Origin of the sequence: Gilliamella sp. B14384G12 (assembly GCF_016101825.1) — a bacterium.
Lineage (GTDB): Bacteria > Pseudomonadota > Gammaproteobacteria > Enterobacterales > Orbaceae > Gilliamella > Gilliamella apicola_N.
In genome coordinates, this window is record NZ_JACFPU010000006.1 from 143326 (window position 1) to 161053 (window position 17728).

The window sequence follows — 17728 nt, forward strand, 5'->3', positions numbered from 1 at the left end:
GACAAATTTATTCTGAGTAATTAGTTACATTCCAATATAGATAAAACAAGCTATATTGGGATGTTATATGTAGTGTTATTTTTTTGTAACTATCCACAAAATTAGACAGAACCGACCTTACTAGGTTATTCCTTTTACAGTAAAAAATGAATATGACTTAGGGTTTTATTGGATTGTAGAAAGTAGCTGCTATAGTTTAAAAGAGCTAGTCAATTTAACCAACTATTTTGATCATGAGCACTAAGGTTATTACTATTACACTCAAACAAAATGGTACATCTTGTTCTTGTAATTATTTTTATTATACAAGTGAAAATTTTTGCAATGATTATTATGGAAGATAAGAGCCAAAAAGAATTCTCCATTTTTTACATTGTCATTTATAAATTTTGCTAACTATTTTTCAAAAATAATTTAAGATATATATATTGTTTCATATTAAACTTAACTACTAGAGTAATATTTAATTATTACTTCTCTTATAATTTATTAAGAGGCATGTAGTATTAAGTAAAAAATAATTATTAAATAGGAATCATAATGACCACCACCAATACAATAAATGCTAATCCTACAAAAGATTTTTTCATAGATATGCTAACAAGAGATATAGCGCTTGATAGAGCAATATTAGATCTTATTGACAATAGTGTTGATGCTTGGAGAAGTAATAACAAACAGAAAAATAGTTGGATTAGAATTGATTTAAATTCCGAACAGTTTTGTATACATGATAATTGTGGTGGTATTTCAAGAGATACTGCTCAAAATTATGCTTTTAGATTTGGACGTCCAAAAGATTCCCCTCCAACACCTCACTCAGTAGGTCAATTTGGCGTTGGTATGAAAAGGACATTATTCAAATTAGGAAATCGTTTTAGCGTTATTTCTAATAAAAGTAAGGATAGATTCAGAATAGATGTTGATGTTAATGAATGGAAAAAAATCGAAGGAAATGAATGGACATTCAATATAACTGAGTTAAAAGATGAAGAATTGGGTGATGGCGAAACCAAAATCACTGTAAATTCTTTGTACCCTCAAATATCTAAGCAATTATCGCTTGATACATTTATTAATTGTCTATCTCTTGATATTTCATCAGCTCATTTTAAAAATATAAATGAAGGCCTCAAGATTTATATCAACTCTCGTCAGATTGATGAATATAAAATTTCTTTTTTGACTTCAGATTCAATAAATATTCATTACGAAGAATTTGATTTTAATGATGTAAAAATAAAAATATTAGCAGGCATCTCTGACAGAAATCTTAATGATGCTGGATGGTATATTGTTTGTAACGGTCGATTAGTTGTAAGCGCTGAGCAAAGTTCTATTACTGGATGGCAAAGTAATGGTATTCCTAAATACCATGCCGATTATGCATTTTTTAGAGGAATAGTTGAGTTTGATAGCGAAGATTCTAGTAAATTACCATGGACAACAACAAAAACAGGTATTGATAAAGATAGTTCCGTATACATTACCGCACTTGGAAGAATGAACTTAGCACTCAAACCTATAATAGCATTCTTAAAACAGAGAGAGAAAGAAGAGTCAAATTTTAAAGGTAATTTAATACAGAAAAAAATAATAAACGAAGCAATAAAGGAGGCAAAAGCAAAAAATGCATATGATATTTGTACAGAAATACCTGAAACTAAAATAGTTAAATTTTCAGGACCTGCACCTTCACCTCTGACTGTTACAAACAGATTAATGACCATATCATATAAAGTTTCTCAAATTGACTATGAAATGGTTAGAGAGTCATTAGATGTTATGACACAAAAAGAAGTTGGAGAAAGAACGTTTATTTATTATAAAAAATATGAGTGTGATAAAAATGACTAACTCAGGAAGAAAAATTAATTACTCAATCAGACCTGCAAAAAATATAGAACGAAAAATGTTTAGAGATATGTTACTGCGGTTATCTACATGCTTTTCATTTTATGAATACCAATATATCGGCTTTGGTTCAAAATATTTTGTTGATTTTATTTTATTACATAAATCTCTACATATTAATATAATGATAAGTATTGAAAATGATGTTCATAATAGAAAGCGGTATGAATTTAACAAACCATACTCTTGTATTGATATTGAATTTGGTAGTGCATCGGAGGTTCTACCAAGATTAAATCTAGATAAAGAATCTATCGTATGGTTAGACTATGATTCGCTATTTTCACAAGAAATGCTTGGAGATATATCTACTTTAGTTAGTTCTTTACCATCGGGTTCAATTATTTGTTTAACATATAATAGTCAACCATATAAAATTACAGATCTAGAAAAAGAGAATCCCCACAGTAAAACCCCTTACAAGGATAAATTTATCGAAATATTTGGTAAGGAAAATATTCCGGCAAACTTTGACGAAAGGGGATGGAGTAATAAAAATAGTTTTTCTAAATTTATTCGTCAAGCGATACATAATCAGATAAATAAAGACTTAACAACAAGAAAACTTCGGGAACCTAATATTGAATGTATGCAAATTATGTATTTTGATTATTCTGATACCAGTTTTATGTCAAGTTTAGCTTTCATCATTGGTACAGATGAAATTAAAAATAAAATAGATAGATGTAATCTAAATATGTTACCTTTTTATAAAAATTCCGATGAATGCTATAGGATTGAAGTACCAAATCTAACAACAAAAGAGATCCGTTATTTATCAGAAGAAATGCCATCAATAAATGGGATGATTTCTAATAATTATGGAATTGCCGAAAAAGATGTTGAGAATTTTTGTAAAAATTATAAATATTATCCAACTTTTTCTGAAATAGAAATATTTTAAACAGTTTGAAAATAATAAAGGGTCTTAGATTTTTTTATGACCCATTTTATTATTGTGGTGAATAGTTTCAAATTGCATCAATAAAATCTATTAATTGTTTATGATTTCTTAATGATGCTATTCCGTCATCAACATGCGCAGCCCATGCCCTCATCATTTCTTTAGGATCATCTATATTTGGATAAATGAATTTAAGTAATAGTTCTGTGATACTTTCAAGTTCACCTAACCATGTAGATTTTTCAAGAATTAATGTTCCATCAAGTTTTGAATCATTTTCATTTTGCTCATATCGAAAGCCTGATTCAATGGAGCGGTAAAAAGCTAAGCGTGAAGAGATATTTGGAGTTATACCTATTATATTTTTTAAACGCCTTAAGTAATCTTCAGTGTTTTTTGATAATAGCATTCTATTTGGTAGCATAATTGTAACCCTTTATCTCAATTCATTTATTCCAGAAATACTCTGATTTTATTTCAGAAGAATTTGCTAAGTCGTTAAATTCAATACGATAACAATGAGAAGTTTTATTTTTTAACAAATTAAAATAGTTTTTGTCAATTTCAGTATCTGTGGATAATATAATAACCTGTTTACTTATACATGGAAAATAATGCTCAATTAATTTCTGTCGATGATTTGAATCTAAACGTCCTAGGGGGGTATCAATTATAATTGGAAGCTCTTTTCCTGATGTTTTACCAAGAGCTTCTAAAATAGCTATAGCAAATATTTGTTTTTCTCCTGCTGATAGTGATTTTTTACTAACTATTTGTCCATCAGGATTTATTAACTCAACATTAAAGCTATTTTTATCAACATTTACTTTTAAATTCTCATTTTCTTTTCTATTTAGGCGTTTGTAAGCAGCTAAAAAATTAGCTTCAAGTGCTGATATTCTTGAATCACGCAATGCTTTAGAGTATTCATCTAAAAAATTAACCGTTTTATTTGCATTTTCTAAGGCGTTATTAGAATCAAACTGTATACGAGCTAAATCATGAAATTTTTGTATTTCGCGAGCTTTCTGTAAAGAAATCAATAGTTTTTCCTTCGCTTTTTCAAGTAATAAATTATAATCATTAATGTATTTGCTTCGTTCTTCATTTAATGTTGTTATTTTCGAATAGATTTTTGTAAGTTGCTCATCATCAGGAGCTCTTTCTGAATTATGTTTTATTTGTTCTAATTTTAACTCTATATCTTTTAATTTATTTTTGGTTTGTTTAAAACATTCATGAGATTTTACACTTTCACTCAAAACCATTTGTTCATATTTTCCAAATTCTCGTTCAGAAATATCAAATACTATTGGTATGTTTGGTATAGTATTTAAATAGTTAGATAATTGATTTTGTATTGCTTGCGATAAAATTTCAGATGTAGTATCAGACTTAGAATTAATATCATTTGTCAGAGCGGTTAAGAATGATTCTATTTCAATTAAAAAATTATTTTTTTTCTTTAAGTCTATTTCCATTTTTAATTGATTTAGCATAGCTTTTAGAAGTGAAGGTGCTAGAGTTAGTGGTAATGTATTCTCAAACTCTTGTTTAATTGCTTTAATAGTGTTTTCTTTCTCCTGCTGAAGTAGTTGCTTTTCTATTTCATCTTTTTGTTTAGATGTTGCAAATGCAGCACCTTCACTAAAAAGTAATTTTTCATCCTGTTTTATTTCAACACTTAATGAGTCAATTTTCTTTGCAAGAAGATACGCTTGATTTTTCAATTCTTCTGCTTTTTTCTTATTAATTGTTTTTTCTTCTTCTAATTGATTTAGCTTTGATTTATGTTTTTCACTCATAGTGTGAATCTGATTACGTTTAATATATATAATTAAATCATTGCTGAGCTTATCAATAAGATCTAATCCAAACAAACGACGAATTGCCGATTTTAATAATTTACCTGTTGTATCTTCAGCTAATTCAGCAATTTTTTCTCCATCAAAGAAAAATAAATCAGCAACACCGTGTGGAATCAATTCATTTAAGAATCCTTGACACTGATCATAGTTTAGTTCATTTAAACATGTTCCATTTTGGAGGAGAGATAATTTATCTTTTTTTCCAAAAGTCCATTTACGAATAATAGTAAAATCTGAAGCTGTTCCATCTTTATTATAAGTAAATGTAAGTTCGATTGATGTTTCATTTTGGGGGTGTCTTGTGAGTGTTTTTTTATTAATAAGTTCTGATAATTGATTAATGTATTCTTGCTGAGTAAATACATTTTCAAAAGCCATTTTACCATAGAGTGCGAGTCTGATAGCAGTTAGAATAGATGTTTTTCCAGAGCCATTAAGTCCTCCTAATAATATGATCGGCTTATTAGTTTCAGGTGTTAATTCTATCTGATGAACACCTTGAAAAATACGAAAATTGTTTAGTAATAATTTTTTTATAATCATATCAGTTAGTTCCTACAAAAGAGTGCTCTGTTTTCATGAATTTTCGTTGAATATTTTGTAATTCTTTTTCGATAGAAGAAATTTCATCTTGATGAAGATCTTTTTCATGACGTTTTTGTAGTTGAGCTTGCTTCTCTTTTATATCAGCTAAAGTACCCCAGTCTTGTTTTAAGATTGATTCTATTTTATTGAAAACTCGATTGCGGTTTCCTAGGCCTTCTAGGGATACTTCGAGCTGTATAAGTTTCATAACCATTTCTGCTGCAATATCATAATCAGATGAAAGTAATTGCAATAGTTGTGCATCTGAACCATCAAAATGAGATTGATCATCTATGACCCAATTTAAATCTTTTCCATAAACTTTGTTATAAATTTGAGGCAGTGAGTCATTCCAATCAGGTTCATTTGGATCAATGCGCCACTCTTGACGAATAGCATGTAATTCTGGTTCAGTTATTAATTGAATTTTATGACCAGTTTGATTAAATTTCTTTTCCATTTCTAGAAGTTCTTTTAACCATATTTTTCTATATTTAAGCCAATACGGGCCTGGAACAACTTTTCTTTCTTGGTTTACATCTTCACCTTCTTTAGCATATTGATAACTTACTTTTCCTGTACGTCGTTTATAATTACGATAAATATCTTTTTGTTCTGGATCTGTAGTTAATGATAAAAGATCACGAAACTCTAGCAATGGTGACATCCATTCCTCACCATTTTTAATTAAACTTTCCATAGCTCTATCTTTTTTCACAACAGTACATGTCCAACAACCAAAACGAGAATTACCACAAGAAGGTGTACTTTCATCAATAACTAGTGGACATTCCCCCTGATCTGATGAATCCATATATAAAGTCCAAAGAGGTCTATTATTACCACCCCATGGAGATTCCCATTCTTCAATATCATCAGGAGAATATCTAAATGCACCTCTTAGTAATTTCCAGACATCCTCTACATCCCATGTATCAATAGGTGTATAAATAAAAGCATTAGCTAAAGTCGTATGCCTTGCTAAACGAGAACCATCGATCTTATGTTTGGCTATAACCTGTGCCCGAGATGCACTTTCACTACTACGAGATCCAAGAACAACAATAACTTCATCAAACTGACTAATTTTATCTTTAATAAAGTCACTAACTGGATTGATTTTCATTCTTTCAGTACACCAACGAAAACTTCTTGTCGGAGCAGGATAACCTTTTCCTAAGAGATTCACCCAAAAGGTTTCATATATTTTAGGAACAACAGCATGACAGGTTAAAGGTAATTTATCTCTTTTAGCTCCTTTTTCAATTTGTTCAAGTGTTCGACTAATTAAATCAACGACAACAGGTGTTTCTACTAATGTATCAGAGGAAACAACAAAAACTGATTTAGTTCTGTATTGAGGTTCTAAACCTAATAAAGCTAAATAGACAAGGGTTACAACCGCTGAAGAATCTTTTCCCCCACTATAACCTATAACCCAAGGTCGTTTATCTGAGCAATAAATTCTCTGAACTTCCGCTATATATTCAGCCAGAACTCGACCAGAAAATAATTCTTGATTAATAAAATTTTTATAGTCATCTAAATCATAACATTGCTTTAAATTTGTCATTGTTAATTCACTTGTTGCTCTAGTATTTGTTCCTCTTCAGTGAGAGGCAATTCAAAAGTAATTTTTAAAAAGTTGGTTGTTAGTTGTATAGCAGATGTAGATTTACTCAATTTCCCATGCGACATGGTTCTTCGGATCCACTCTGGATTTGTTTTACGCCAATTAATTAACTTCAACTTTGTTAACTCTTTCTTCCAATTTAACATTTTATTTTCTAATAAAAAATAACCAAGCATTCCTAAGGCTTGAAGCCCGACTCCGTGTGAATGAATAAATTCTTGGCGAAGCTGTGAAGCTGATACTTCTTTGTCTATTGCCATTTTCCAATCAGGCATATGAAGATATACTTGATACCAATATTCAGTCGCTATTTTTTTTTCTTCATCAGAATAACTATCTTTTGGCCCCTTACCTAAAAGAGCTCGCGTAGCTTGTTTAATACTACTTAAAGTAAATAATTTATTAGATAATGTTGATATACTAGACCTTTCCATTTCCGTCAAACCGATAAATGGTTTTATTTCAGAAGCTAATTTACGGGCTAATTCTGACGCTTGATCTCTATGGTCATATAATGTTGCTAATGATGGGCTTGGTTTTACAGCATATTTATTCAAATCAGCGAACATTTGTTGGCTTTTTACTAATCCTTCATCAACAAAAAATAAAACAGGTATATTATCTAGACCCAATTCTGGCTTTTCCTTAATTGCTTCCTCAATCGCTTTTCTACGATGCTGCCCATCATTAATCAATATTTGAGAATCCATCGGTACAAGCAATATACCTAAATTTTGTGAGCCAGAATATTCTTTGAATTCGACATTAACTGCAATTGAGGCGGTTAAAGCAGAAAATACATAGTCTTTAGGGTTATCTAATAAATATTTAACCATTTCCGGAATTCTTGATTTATTTAATGTTCTTTGTGCCCTTAATTCAGGGGGAACATCATTCTCATCAAAACTAAATATTTTAGGAATAATGCGTAAAGGGCACGTAGCTATATAAAAGGGTCTACCAGCCTGGACTCCTCTTACAGCAGGAAATGAATAGCAATAATTAGAATCAAGATTATTATTCATAATAATTCTACATATTTTTAAGAATAATCAAATTCTGTATAATACGTGATTTTAATACGTAAATAAATTATTACGTAAAAATTTTTACGTATCTTATTAAACTAAAGTAAACATAAATATAACATAAATATGTATAAATATACAGTTATTTTTTTAATATTTAGATTACAATGCTTAACCCAATTATGGATACAACTTCGGATACATTCCCCAACCTCAAATCCCCCAGCCCAATAATACCAATGCTTTAAGCCGTATCTTCGATTCCGCGTCCGGGCACCAATTCCAAAAAAGACACCAGCTTAAAGCTGGTTTTTTTATGTCTAAAGCTTTTTCAAAACTACCTTTCAAGGAACTTTCTTTGTCCACTGACGTCAACTGAGATTACCCCATATCAAGTGCAAAATCGGATACAAACCCGGATACAAATATCTTATTGATTCATGATAAATTATTTTATAACAATAGGTTAAAATTTATTATCTATACCGTATACGGGAATAGATAAAATAAAGTATCTCTTAGTATAGAAAACTTCTTTTAAAAAATCAGGGATCTTTTCAGATTGTTTTGCAAGACCATTAAAAATTGCATCACTGATATGTAAAGGGTGATGGTTTGGTAATTGAGATTTGATCTGTGAAATAACACTAGGCATGAGCGATTTGAACTCAATAAATATTCCTCTGGTCAGATTTTCATCTAGTCCAACGTGTTTACCCATCGTAATAAAATGTTGATGGTTACAATAAAGTCCATTTACAATGAATTATAATTAACCTATAAAATACTTAGTAAATTTTTAAATTCATGGAATGTATAAGCTTTTAATAATTGTTTTGTCATGGCTTTATCATCAATTAAATTTAATATTAGATCATATAAATTATCTGTAATTTCATTATCAGTTTTCGATATTGCAAGTAAAAATATAAAATTACATTTTTTATCTTTCTCCCATTGTATCCCATTCGGAAATATAGCAACTGATACTCTTGATCTGTTTGCAATCATTGTCATAGAATGAGGTATAGCAATGACATCATTAATCAATGTTGTTTGTAAGCTCTCTCTTTCTAACACACTAGACACAAAATCCTCTGAGACAATATTTTGTTTTTCTAGATCAACTGTCATTTTTACTAATAAGTCTTTTTTAGATAATTTATCAGTGTCAAAGTAATAAAAATTTTCAGGATTAAAAAGTTGCATAACGTTATTATTAATTTGATCATCGGTTAGATAATATTTTAAATCATCAATTGCTTTATCTATATTTGACATATCAATGTAAACAGTGGGAGTGTTTTCTTGAGTAAATGGAAGTGTGGTAATTGTTAGATCTATGTCACTTATATTTGATAATTGAAATTCAGCATAGGAGTATGTTTTTTTTATATTAAATTTATTTGGGAATTTTTTATTTATTTTTGACTCTATAATTTTACTCATTGCAAAGCCACCACCACAGACGATAATCACATTAAGCTGTTGAGTTTTTGCTTTATGTCTTTCAATAGCGCCAGCTATGTGTAGTGCTATATATCCGACTTCATCTTCAGAAAAAAAGATATTGTATTTTTTACCAATTACGCCTAGATGGGTTAAACTTAAACTATAGGCAAATGGGAAAGAATTTATTATTGTACTGAGTATTGGATTTTTTCTTTCTTTATCTATTGAACTAATTTTAATAAAATTCTCAATATGGTTAACTAAATCTTCAAATAAGATCTTATCTTTAGTCCAATTAAGATTAGATGTCTCATATATTGATGTTAATAATTCATCAACGATGATCGACGATTCAGATGGGTGATTTTTAGGGTTTTTGATTAATCTAGGTACATTAATGGATAAAGTTAGAATAAAATAGTTGATTTCATTAATGGGTAATGTGATTGAGAATGAGTTTTCTATTTCTTTAAGAAATAAATATATTGCATCTAATGCATGATCCATTAACTTTGGAACTTCAATGGATATTTCATTAATTGTTAATCCTTCTTTTACTCTAGCTATTGCCAATGCAATAGTCGATATTATATTTTTATGATAAAAATCAGAGTCTAATAATTGTAGAGAATATAAGTGTTTTGATTCTAATGTTTTTAATAAATCTAAATCAATATTTGTCAAAAACAACTTTTCTAAGTCCGTGAATCCAACCAAATAAGATTGTAAATCGTTAATCAAAAATAAATCTAATATAGCTTTTCGTTTATCGTATTCTGTGCCAATAACTTTAAATCCAGTATTTGTATTATTAATTAGTTTTAAATTATAGTTTGATAATGTTTCACGTATATTTTTCAAGTACATATATAATGTATTTTTACTTATACATAAATGTTCCATTAATTCATAAACAGAATAATATTTTAGTTCATTCAATAATAAAGCGAATAAATAATTCTGACGTTCTTTTAAAGAGCCTAATAAACTATAGCCTTCAGTTTTATTAAAATTACCCCACCAGTCGATGATTTTTTTTTCATCTTCACAATCTAAGATATAACCTTTTTGTCTTATTAATTTTATTTTGGCATTTTTATTAATTAAATAATCATTTAGGTTAGAAATGTCCGTGCGAATAGTTCGTTCAGACACATTAATTGTGGACGCAATATCTTTAATTAATATAGGCTCTTTTTTAAGTAAAAAAAAATCAAATAAATCATCTAACCGTTGGTACGAAAATTTACTCATAGTAATAAGAGGCCTCATTTAAAAAATCACTATCAATATGATATTACTTCTAGAAAAAAAGATAGTACATTAATTTTCCAAAATAAAATGAAAATGTATGGATATGCTTTTTTATAACATCTCTTATTATATTAATTAATACATTTTATTTAATTAAAGGTACTAAAGTAATGAATCTTTCAGAAAATAATATTTTTTTGAATTTAAACGTAGAAAGTAGAGATGAGTTATTTGATTTTTTATCAAGTAATGCTTTTAAGCATAATTACGTCAATGATATTAAAAAAACTATGGAAGCATTTATCGATAGAGAAAAAGAATCATCGACAGGATTGATTGATGGGTTTGCAATTCCTCATGCAAAAGATGACGCTGTTATTACTCCAACTGTTTTTTTTGCAAAATTAGCTAAACCGATAGAATGGGAAACATTTGATGAGAGTAATGTTCAATATGTTTTTGCTTTATTTGTGCCTAAAAATGAGGCTGGCACTACCCATATTATGATGATAAGTAAACTAGCTACAGCTTTAATGGAAGATGATTTTAAAAATGAAATAAAAGCTTCAACAGATATAAATAAAATTATATCACTAATCAGTAAGGAAATGACAAGAGGGGTATTAGTATGAAAATTGTTGGTATTTCAGCCTGCCCAGCAGGACTTGCGCACACACCTATGGCTGCTAAAGCATTAGAGAATGCGGGTAAAAAATTAGGTTATGATGTAAAAATTGAGCAACAAGGATCTTTAGGGCAAGTTAATAAAATTTCACAAGCTGAAGTTGATGAAGCTGATTTTGTTTTATTAGCAACAGATCAAAAAGTAATAGATATGGATAGATTTAAAGATAAGCCTCAATTAAAAGTTAGTATTGCCACTTGTATTAAGGCTCCTGAAGCAGTTTTAAAAAAATGTGTGAATATCATAGAAAGTAGAAAATAACTAAATAAGAGAAATTAATATGAAAAAAATAATGTTTGAGTTGAAAGGGCATTTGATGAGTGGCATTAGTTTTGTTCTACCATTAATTATCGGAGCTTCTTTAGTAATTGCTATTCCCAAAATGATAGCATTATCTATGGGTATTACTAGTCTAGATATTTTTAAAGATAGTTCTGGTTTTGAGCACTTTCTTTATTTGATAGAACAAGTGGGTTGGGTAGGTATAGCATTAATAAATACAGTATTAGCTGGTTTTATTGCATATTCTATTGGTGATAAGGCTGCAATTGGTGCTGGATTTATTGGTGGAGCTGTTGCTAGTTCAACTAATGCTGGATTTTTAGGTGCGGTGATTGCTGGATTTTTAGCTGGCTATTTAGTTAAATGGGCAAAAAATAAAATTCATCTACCTGCATCATTTTCAGGCGTAATGCCACTGGTTATTCTACCTTTAATTGCTACTTTATCTGTAGCTATCATTATGGGAGCTGTTTTATCTGAACCACTAGCTTTGATTAACACAGGATTAGTTAATTGGATCAGAAGTATGATAGCGAATGATGTCAGCCAACTATTATTAGCTATTATTCTTGGGGGAATGATCGCTTCTGATTTAGGTGGCCCAATTAATAAAGCTGCATGGATGGCAGGAAATGTGTTATTAATTGAACAGATTTATATGCCTGCAATCATGGTTAATATTGCTATTTGTGCTGTTCCTATGGGATATGCTTTTGCAACGTTATTCCATAAGAAAAAATTTAATGCTGAATTATTAGATGCAGGCCGGAATAATTTTGTGATGGGATTTATTGGTATTACCGAAGGTGCAATACCATTTACTTTAGTAAACCCATTAAAGTTAGTACCAATTAATATTATTGGTGGAGCTATAGCATCAGGTTTAGGTGTTTTATTAGGGATGTTTGACAAGATGCCACCTGTTGGCGGTGTTTATGGTTTCTTTACTGTCGGAAATGGCGGGGCATATTTAGTCGGTCTATTTGTTGGTGCTGCTTTCATCGGTTTTTTTGCGCCATTGTTTGTTAACTTTAAAAGAGATGATGAGCAAGAATTAATAGATATTGATGATATTGAGATCAGCATTGAAAATTAAACTTAATTTAAATTAAATAGGCCAAGATAATGAAAAAAGTACATGTAGTTCCGCATACTCATTGGGATAGAGAGTGGTATTTCACAACTAGTCGCTCTAAAGTATATTTGATGCATGATTTTAAAAGAGTCATTGAATTATTAGAAGATGAAAATGGATATGATTCATTTTTATTAGATGGTCAAGCATCTCTTTTAGATGATTATCTCAAATGGAGACCGCAAGATAAACATAGAATAGAATCACTAGTAAAAAAAGGTAAGTTAATTATAGGTCCTTGGTATACTCAAACAGATCAGTTAGTGATATCTGGTGAAAGTATTATCAGAAATATGCAATATGGTATAAGAATTTGTAGTGAATTTGGTGGATATATGCCAGTTGGTTATGTTCCAGATTCATTTGGTCAATCATCAAGCATGCCTCAAATTTACTTAGAATTCGGCATTAAAGATACAATGTTTTGGCGCGGAGTTAGTGATGATGAAGTCAAAAAAACAGAATATAGATGGAAAGGAGAAGATGGTTCAATTGTAAATGTATTCCAAATTCCTAGTGGTTATTACATTGGCGGAGCTATTCCTGAGGATTCGCAAGAACTAGCAACTTATTTGAAACAAGATCCTTTTAGAAAAACATGGGCAAGAAGTTCAACTAATCATGTTTTTTTCCCTAATGGATTTGATCAAGCTCCACCAAGAGAAAATCTATTAGAATTAATAGCTAGAATGAATGAATTATATAAAGATGAGTTTGAATTAGAAATATCTACTATAGAAAACTATATAAATGCTATAAAAAATGAAAACCCGGACTTAGAAGAAATTAGTGGTGAGTTAATTAATGGAAAATTAATGAGAATTCATAAAACTATTTTTTCTTCGCGATCAGATTTAAAACAATTAAATACACAAACTCAAAACTATCTTGTTAATATAATGGAACCTATTTTAAGTATTTCTATGTCATTAGGTTTCGAATATCCAGTAGAAACAGTTCGTGAAATATGGAAATTGATGTTTGAAAATGCTGCGCATGATTCGATAGGTTCGTGTGTATCTGATTCTGCTAATGAAGATATCTATATGCGCTACAAACAAATTAGGGATATTTCGGAGAACTTGATAGAGCTTACAATGAGAAATATATCGATGAGAATTGATAATTTTTCTGGTAAAGAAATCACTCTAACTGTATTTAATACTTTTAATAAATCTAGAAGTGGAATTATTGAAGCAGATGTTTATTTACCACAAGAAGATTTTAGAATATTAGATCAGCAAGGTATGGAGATTCCCTATACAATTTTAGAATTAGTAGATCAGACACAATATGTTCTTAATCAAGGAAATATTCTTAACCCAAGTAAAAAAATATATATTCCAAAGAAAGTATATAAAGCAAAAATTGCGTTACAATCATCTAATCTACCTAGCTTAGGTTATAACCAACTAACGCTAGATTTGAATGGCAGTACACATAAAAAAATCAAACAAAAATCTACTAATGTAATTGAAAATAGTTACTATACAATTACTGTTAATAAGAATGGTTCTTTAGACATTTTAGATAAAAAATCAAATGTAACCTATAAAAATCAAGCTATTATAGAAGATAATGGTGATGATGGGGATTCCTTTAATTATTCACCTCCGGTTAACGATTTAGTCGTTTATTCTACAGATTTTTCACCTACGATAACGATAAAAGAATCAGATATCGTTAGTATGGTTTGTATAGATTTTGAAATGTTAGTACCTAAAAATCTACAAGAAAGATCACAAAGAAAATGTACAACTTTATTACCAATCACATTAAATTTAACCATTAAAAAAGATTCTCCTGTAATTGATTTTTCATTACAAGTAGATAATACATTAGTTGATAGCCATCGAGTATGTGTATCTTTTGATACAAGTATTGCATCTAAATTTTCAACGGCAGATCATCAATTTGGTGTAATAAAAAGACCGGTTCTATTTGAAAAAGAAATGAGCTTATGGGAGCAAAATAAAAACTCTTGGAGTGAGCAACCTATAGCAATCGAAACTTGCCAAACTTTTGTAACTTTATCTGATGAAAATAAAGGTGTTGCAGTCGTACCAAAAGGGGTTCGAGAATATGAAATCATTGGTGATGATTACAGTATTATACGATTAACTATATTTAGAACATATGGTTTTATGGGAAAAGAGAATTTAATGTACAGACCAGGACGAGCTTCTGGTGAAACAACTATTAAAACTCCTGATGCCCAGTGTCATAAATATATGACATATTCGTTTTCGGTTTTTTATTATCCTGAATCATTTAACTCTTCAAATGTTGCGGAGTTAACAAAACAAATATTATCACCAGTTCAAGTTTACCAAATAGCAGATTTTTTAAACTCAAGATTAATATTTACATTATCAGATGTAAATAAAACACTTCCTGTCACTTTTAGTATGATGGAAACCAGCGGAGATTTAATTTTAAGTGTTATAAAGAAAGCTGAAGAGAGACCGGGTTATATCTTAAGATTTTATAATGGTAAATATAAACAGATTAGTCATTCAACAATTAAGTTTAAGCATAAAATTAAACTAGCTGAAAAAGTTAATCTTCAAGAACATTGCTTAGATAATATAGATATATTTAATAATAGTATTGATATTAAAGGTATTGAGCACGCTAAGTTTGTTACGATTTATATCGAATTTGAAAATGAATTAACTCATTAATAAAGCTAATAAAATTTAGCCAATATGGATGATGTTGGCTAAATTATTTATAGATATATTATCTAAAATAATATAAATCATAATAAGTTTATTTATGATATTGAATTTATTTTTAAGAGGTTCAAAAATGAATTTATTTGGTAGTATTGAGGCTGGTGGAACGAAATTCCTCTGCGCAGTAGGAAATGAGAAAAATGAGATAATTACGAGTGAAGTTATCCCAACCACAACCTATGAACAAACAATTAAACAAGTTAATCACTTTTTCAGTGTGAATAGAGTTTCATCAATTGCAATCGGCAGTTTCGGTCCTATTGATAATAATAAAAATAGTGATAAATACGGATATATTTTAAATACACCTAAACAAGGATGGTCTAATGTTGATTTAGTTTCTCCTATTCAAAAAGAATTAGATATTCCTGTATTTTTTACAACAGATGTTAATTCAAGTGCTTACGGAGAAATGTATTTAAATTCATGTGATAATTTGATTTATTACACAATAGGGACGGGAGTTGGGGGTAGTGTTATTCAAAATGGCCAATTTATAGGTGGCGTAGGGCACCTAGAAATGGGACATCAAATGGTAAAAAAACATCTGTTAGATCAGGATTTTAATGGAGTTTGCCCATTTCACCATGATTGCTTAGAGGGATTGGCATCAGGACCAAGTATTGAAGCTAGAACAGGTATTAAGGGTGAAAATATAACCAGTGATTCATATGTATGGGATGTGCAAGCTTTTTATATAGCTCAAGCAATTTTCAATGCAACATTAATAATACGACCTAAAATGATTATTCTTGGTGGCGGGGTAATGTATCAAGATCATATGTTAGGTAGAGTTAAAGCACACTTTAAACTGCTCATGAATAATTATATTACAATTGAAAATTTGGATGAATATATAAAAACACCATCTATAGAAAATAATGGTAGTGCAACAATTGGTAATTTTTTACTGGCCAAAAAATTACTTTCTTAAATCAACATTATTTTTTTAATGTACACACATTATATTTAATCGTAATTTGAAAAAATTGTAGTTTATTTATGTGATTACATAATACTTTAATCGGAGATCGGGTAATGGAATATTCTAAACTTTTTGTTGCTTTATGCTGTTTATCCAGTTTTCCTACGTTTGCACAAATTGAGTGATAAACTAGCCAAGGTGATTTGAAATTATATGGTGATGTCGAATTCAATATCGATGCATCAAGCAAAAAACATAGTTCAACTTCATTAAAAACAACGGCAGATAGTAATGCTAATCGTGATAAACGTTGGGATATTAATGGTCGTTTACTCATCGGTTTAGATGGGGCTATGGAGCAACAATGAGTTTTAATACCGCGGGCAATTGGAATCAATCACTAGATAATCTAGTGGTTAACGTGAGCACAGCTTACCTTGATGCTAATCAAGAAAAAGATTTTTCAGCAGGCGTTAATGCAGTATGGCAATGAATTGGTTTAGGTTATATTTTTGCAGCGAATGATATTAAACAATACAAACCAACGACTTCAACCGATAATTTAGACAGTGCAGATAGTTTAGGTAAAGGTAAATATAAGATTCATACTGTTAATGCATCATATTTAATTCCCAATGTAATGGATATGGATAACTTTAATATCTATCTAGGTTCTTACTGGTCACATGTATCTCGTGATGAGAATCAAGGCGGTGGCTCTGATAATCGTTATGGTGCGCGCGTAAGATTTAAATATTTCTTCTAACTATCTAATATAATTAATATTTTTATCCTAGCTCGTTAGAGCAGGATAGAAATATTAAATCATTTCAAAATTAGAGTTTTTTTACTTATTATATTATTTTAGACATTAATTGATTTAATACTTTTATTTATATAATAACACTTTGAAAAGATGGTGATTCATTTGTATGTTTAGCAGTTAAAAATATTTAAATTCAAGCAAGTTGACTTATTAATATAAAAGTGGATACAAATAGTTTTTATTTGAATTAAAGTTATTTAATATCAATAAATTATAATTTTATTTCGATTTCGCGTCCGGGCACCAATTCCAAAAAAGACACCAGCCCAAAGCTGGTTTTTTATGTCCATAGCAATTATTAGAATTACTTTTCCTATTTTCTATCAACTGGCTTCAACTGAAATCAATCCAGATTAAGATAAAAGTGCCTAAGCTATGACGCAATGATTAATAATGTGATTTTGGTTATGTATAAGTTTATTATTTATTCATTTACAATGCGTATGTCAGGTGCTTCATACTTAAATTAGAAAGACAACAACACGTTTTTGAAGACATC

Annotated in this window: 14 protein-coding genes and 1 pseudogene; 9 read left to right on the plus strand and 6 right to left on the minus strand. The window is 29.6% G+C overall.

Going from position 1 to position 17728, the window contains the following annotated elements; genetic code table 11:
* The first annotated feature begins 540 nt into the window (after positions 1–540).
* Entirely contained in the window at positions 541–1857 is a 1317-nt protein-coding gene (locus H3S73_RS08195; protein ID WP_086336139.1) for an ATP-binding protein, read from the plus strand.
* The gene (locus tag H3S73_RS08200; protein ID WP_198236351.1) at positions 1850–2818 is read left to right on the plus strand and encodes an O-methyltransferase; all 969 of its coding nucleotides are present in this window, start codon (positions 1850–1852) and stop codon (positions 2816–2818) included. Before H3S73_RS08195 ends, H3S73_RS08200 begins: the two co-directional genes overlap by 8 nt.
* Before the next feature lie 67 nt (positions 2819–2885).
* On the opposite strand, the gene dndE is transcribed toward H3S73_RS08200, so the two are convergent.
* The 6 genes from dndE to H3S73_RS08230 all read right to left on the minus strand — a co-directional run bounded on the left by dndE (position 2886) and on the right by H3S73_RS08230 (position 10638).
* Complete coding sequence (gene dndE / locus H3S73_RS08205) at positions 2886–3242, minus strand: DNA sulfur modification protein DndE (RefSeq protein ID WP_086336137.1); 357 nt, start codon at positions 3240–3242, stop codon at positions 2886–2888.
* A gap of 22 nt (positions 3243–3264) precedes the next feature.
* Positions 3265–5229 (minus strand): DNA sulfur modification protein DndD, encoded by a 1965-nt coding sequence (dndD, locus tag H3S73_RS08210; protein ID WP_198236352.1) that lies wholly within the window; start codon positions 5227–5229, stop codon positions 3265–3267.
* Position 5230: 1 nt separating this feature from the next.
* The gene (dndC, locus tag H3S73_RS08215; RefSeq protein ID WP_086336135.1) at positions 5231–6844 is read right to left on the minus strand and encodes a DNA phosphorothioation system sulfurtransferase DndC; all 1614 of its coding nucleotides are present in this window, start codon (positions 6842–6844) and stop codon (positions 5231–5233) included.
* 2 nt (positions 6845–6846) lie between these two features.
* A complete protein-coding gene (gene dndB / locus H3S73_RS08220) occupies positions 6847–7929 on the minus strand; it encodes a DNA sulfur modification protein DndB (RefSeq protein WP_198236353.1) in 1083 nt (360 codons plus the stop codon).
* A 469-nt stretch (positions 7930–8398) separates the two neighbouring features.
* The gene (locus H3S73_RS08225; RefSeq protein WP_198236354.1) at positions 8399–8653 is read right to left on the minus strand and encodes a hypothetical protein; all 255 of its coding nucleotides are present in this window, start codon (positions 8651–8653) and stop codon (positions 8399–8401) included.
* A 56-nt stretch (positions 8654–8709) separates the two neighbouring features.
* Positions 8710–10638, minus strand: a complete 1929-nt coding sequence (locus H3S73_RS08230; RefSeq protein ID WP_198236355.1) for a BglG family transcription antiterminator — start codon at positions 10636–10638, stop codon at positions 8710–8712.
* 170 nt (positions 10639–10808) lie between these two features.
* Here H3S73_RS08230 and H3S73_RS08235 point away from each other — a divergent pair, with 170 nt between their 5' ends.
* The 7 genes and pseudogenes from H3S73_RS08235 to H3S73_RS08270 all read left to right on the plus strand — a co-directional run bounded on the left by H3S73_RS08235 (position 10809) and on the right by H3S73_RS08270 (position 17169).
* Positions 10809–11270 (plus strand): PTS sugar transporter subunit IIA, encoded by a 462-nt coding sequence (locus tag H3S73_RS08235; RefSeq protein ID WP_039127231.1) that lies wholly within the window; start codon positions 10809–10811, stop codon positions 11268–11270.
* The gene (locus H3S73_RS08240; RefSeq protein WP_025316764.1) at positions 11267–11584 is read left to right on the plus strand and encodes a PTS fructose transporter subunit IIB; all 318 of its coding nucleotides are present in this window, start codon (positions 11267–11269) and stop codon (positions 11582–11584) included. Before H3S73_RS08235 ends, H3S73_RS08240 begins: the two co-directional genes overlap by 4 nt.
* A 19-nt stretch (positions 11585–11603) precedes the next feature.
* Positions 11604–12701, plus strand: a complete 1098-nt coding sequence (locus H3S73_RS08245) for a PTS fructose transporter subunit IIC (protein ID WP_039127226.1) — start codon at positions 11604–11606, stop codon at positions 12699–12701.
* 26 nt (positions 12702–12727) lie between these two features.
* Positions 12728–15424, plus strand: coding sequence for a mannosylglycerate hydrolase (gene mngB, locus H3S73_RS08250; protein WP_370528796.1), 2697 nt, complete (start codon positions 12728–12730; stop codon positions 15422–15424).
* A gap of 127 nt (positions 15425–15551) precedes the next feature.
* Entirely contained in the window at positions 15552–16412 is an 861-nt protein-coding gene (gene scrK, locus H3S73_RS08255; RefSeq protein WP_065602896.1) for a fructokinase ScrK, read from the plus strand.
* A 194-nt stretch (positions 16413–16606) separates the two neighbouring features.
* On the plus strand, positions 16607–16771 hold the full coding sequence (locus H3S73_RS08260) for a carbohydrate porin (protein WP_198236357.1): 165 nt from the start codon (positions 16607–16609) through the stop codon (positions 16769–16771).
* Positions 16768–17169: pseudogene (locus H3S73_RS08270) on the plus strand (carbohydrate porin). The gene H3S73_RS08260 and the pseudogene H3S73_RS08270 overlap by 4 nt, the downstream one beginning before the upstream one ends.
* Positions 17170–17728: the final 559 nt, after the last annotated feature.

Excerpts from the sequence above, each read along its gene's own strand:
- dndB (WP_198236353.1), bottom strand. The coding sequence starts at position 7,929 with ATGAATAATAATCTTGATTCTAATTATTGCTATTCATTTCCTGCTGTA.
- H3S73_RS08230 (WP_198236355.1), bottom strand. The coding sequence starts at position 10,638 with ATGAGTAAATTTTCGTACCAACGGTTAGATGATTTATTTGATTTTTTT.
- dndE (WP_086336137.1), bottom strand. The coding sequence starts at position 3,242 with ATGCTACCAAATAGAATGCTATTATCAAAAAACACTGAAGATTACTTA.
- H3S73_RS08200 (WP_198236351.1), top strand. The coding sequence starts at position 1,850 with ATGACTAACTCAGGAAGAAAAATTAATTACTCAATCAGACCTGCAAAA.
- H3S73_RS08235 (WP_039127231.1), top strand. The coding sequence starts at position 10,809 with ATGAATCTTTCAGAAAATAATATTTTTTTGAATTTAAACGTAGAAAGT.
- scrK (WP_065602896.1), top strand. The coding sequence starts at position 15,552 with ATGAATTTATTTGGTAGTATTGAGGCTGGTGGAACGAAATTCCTCTGC.
- H3S73_RS08240 (WP_025316764.1), top strand. The coding sequence starts at position 11,267 with ATGAAAATTGTTGGTATTTCAGCCTGCCCAGCAGGACTTGCGCACACA.
- H3S73_RS08225 (WP_198236354.1), bottom strand. The coding sequence starts at position 8,653 with ATGGGTAAACACGTTGGACTAGATGAAAATCTGACCAGAGGAATATTT.
- H3S73_RS08245 (WP_039127226.1), top strand. The coding sequence starts at position 11,604 with ATGAAAAAAATAATGTTTGAGTTGAAAGGGCATTTGATGAGTGGCATT.
- dndC (WP_086336135.1), bottom strand. The coding sequence starts at position 6,844 with ATGACAAATTTAAAGCAATGTTATGATTTAGATGACTATAAAAATTTT.
- dndD (WP_198236352.1), bottom strand. The coding sequence starts at position 5,229 with ATGATTATAAAAAAATTATTACTAAACAATTTTCGTATTTTTCAAGGT.
- H3S73_RS08195 (WP_086336139.1), top strand. The coding sequence starts at position 541 with ATGACCACCACCAATACAATAAATGCTAATCCTACAAAAGATTTTTTC.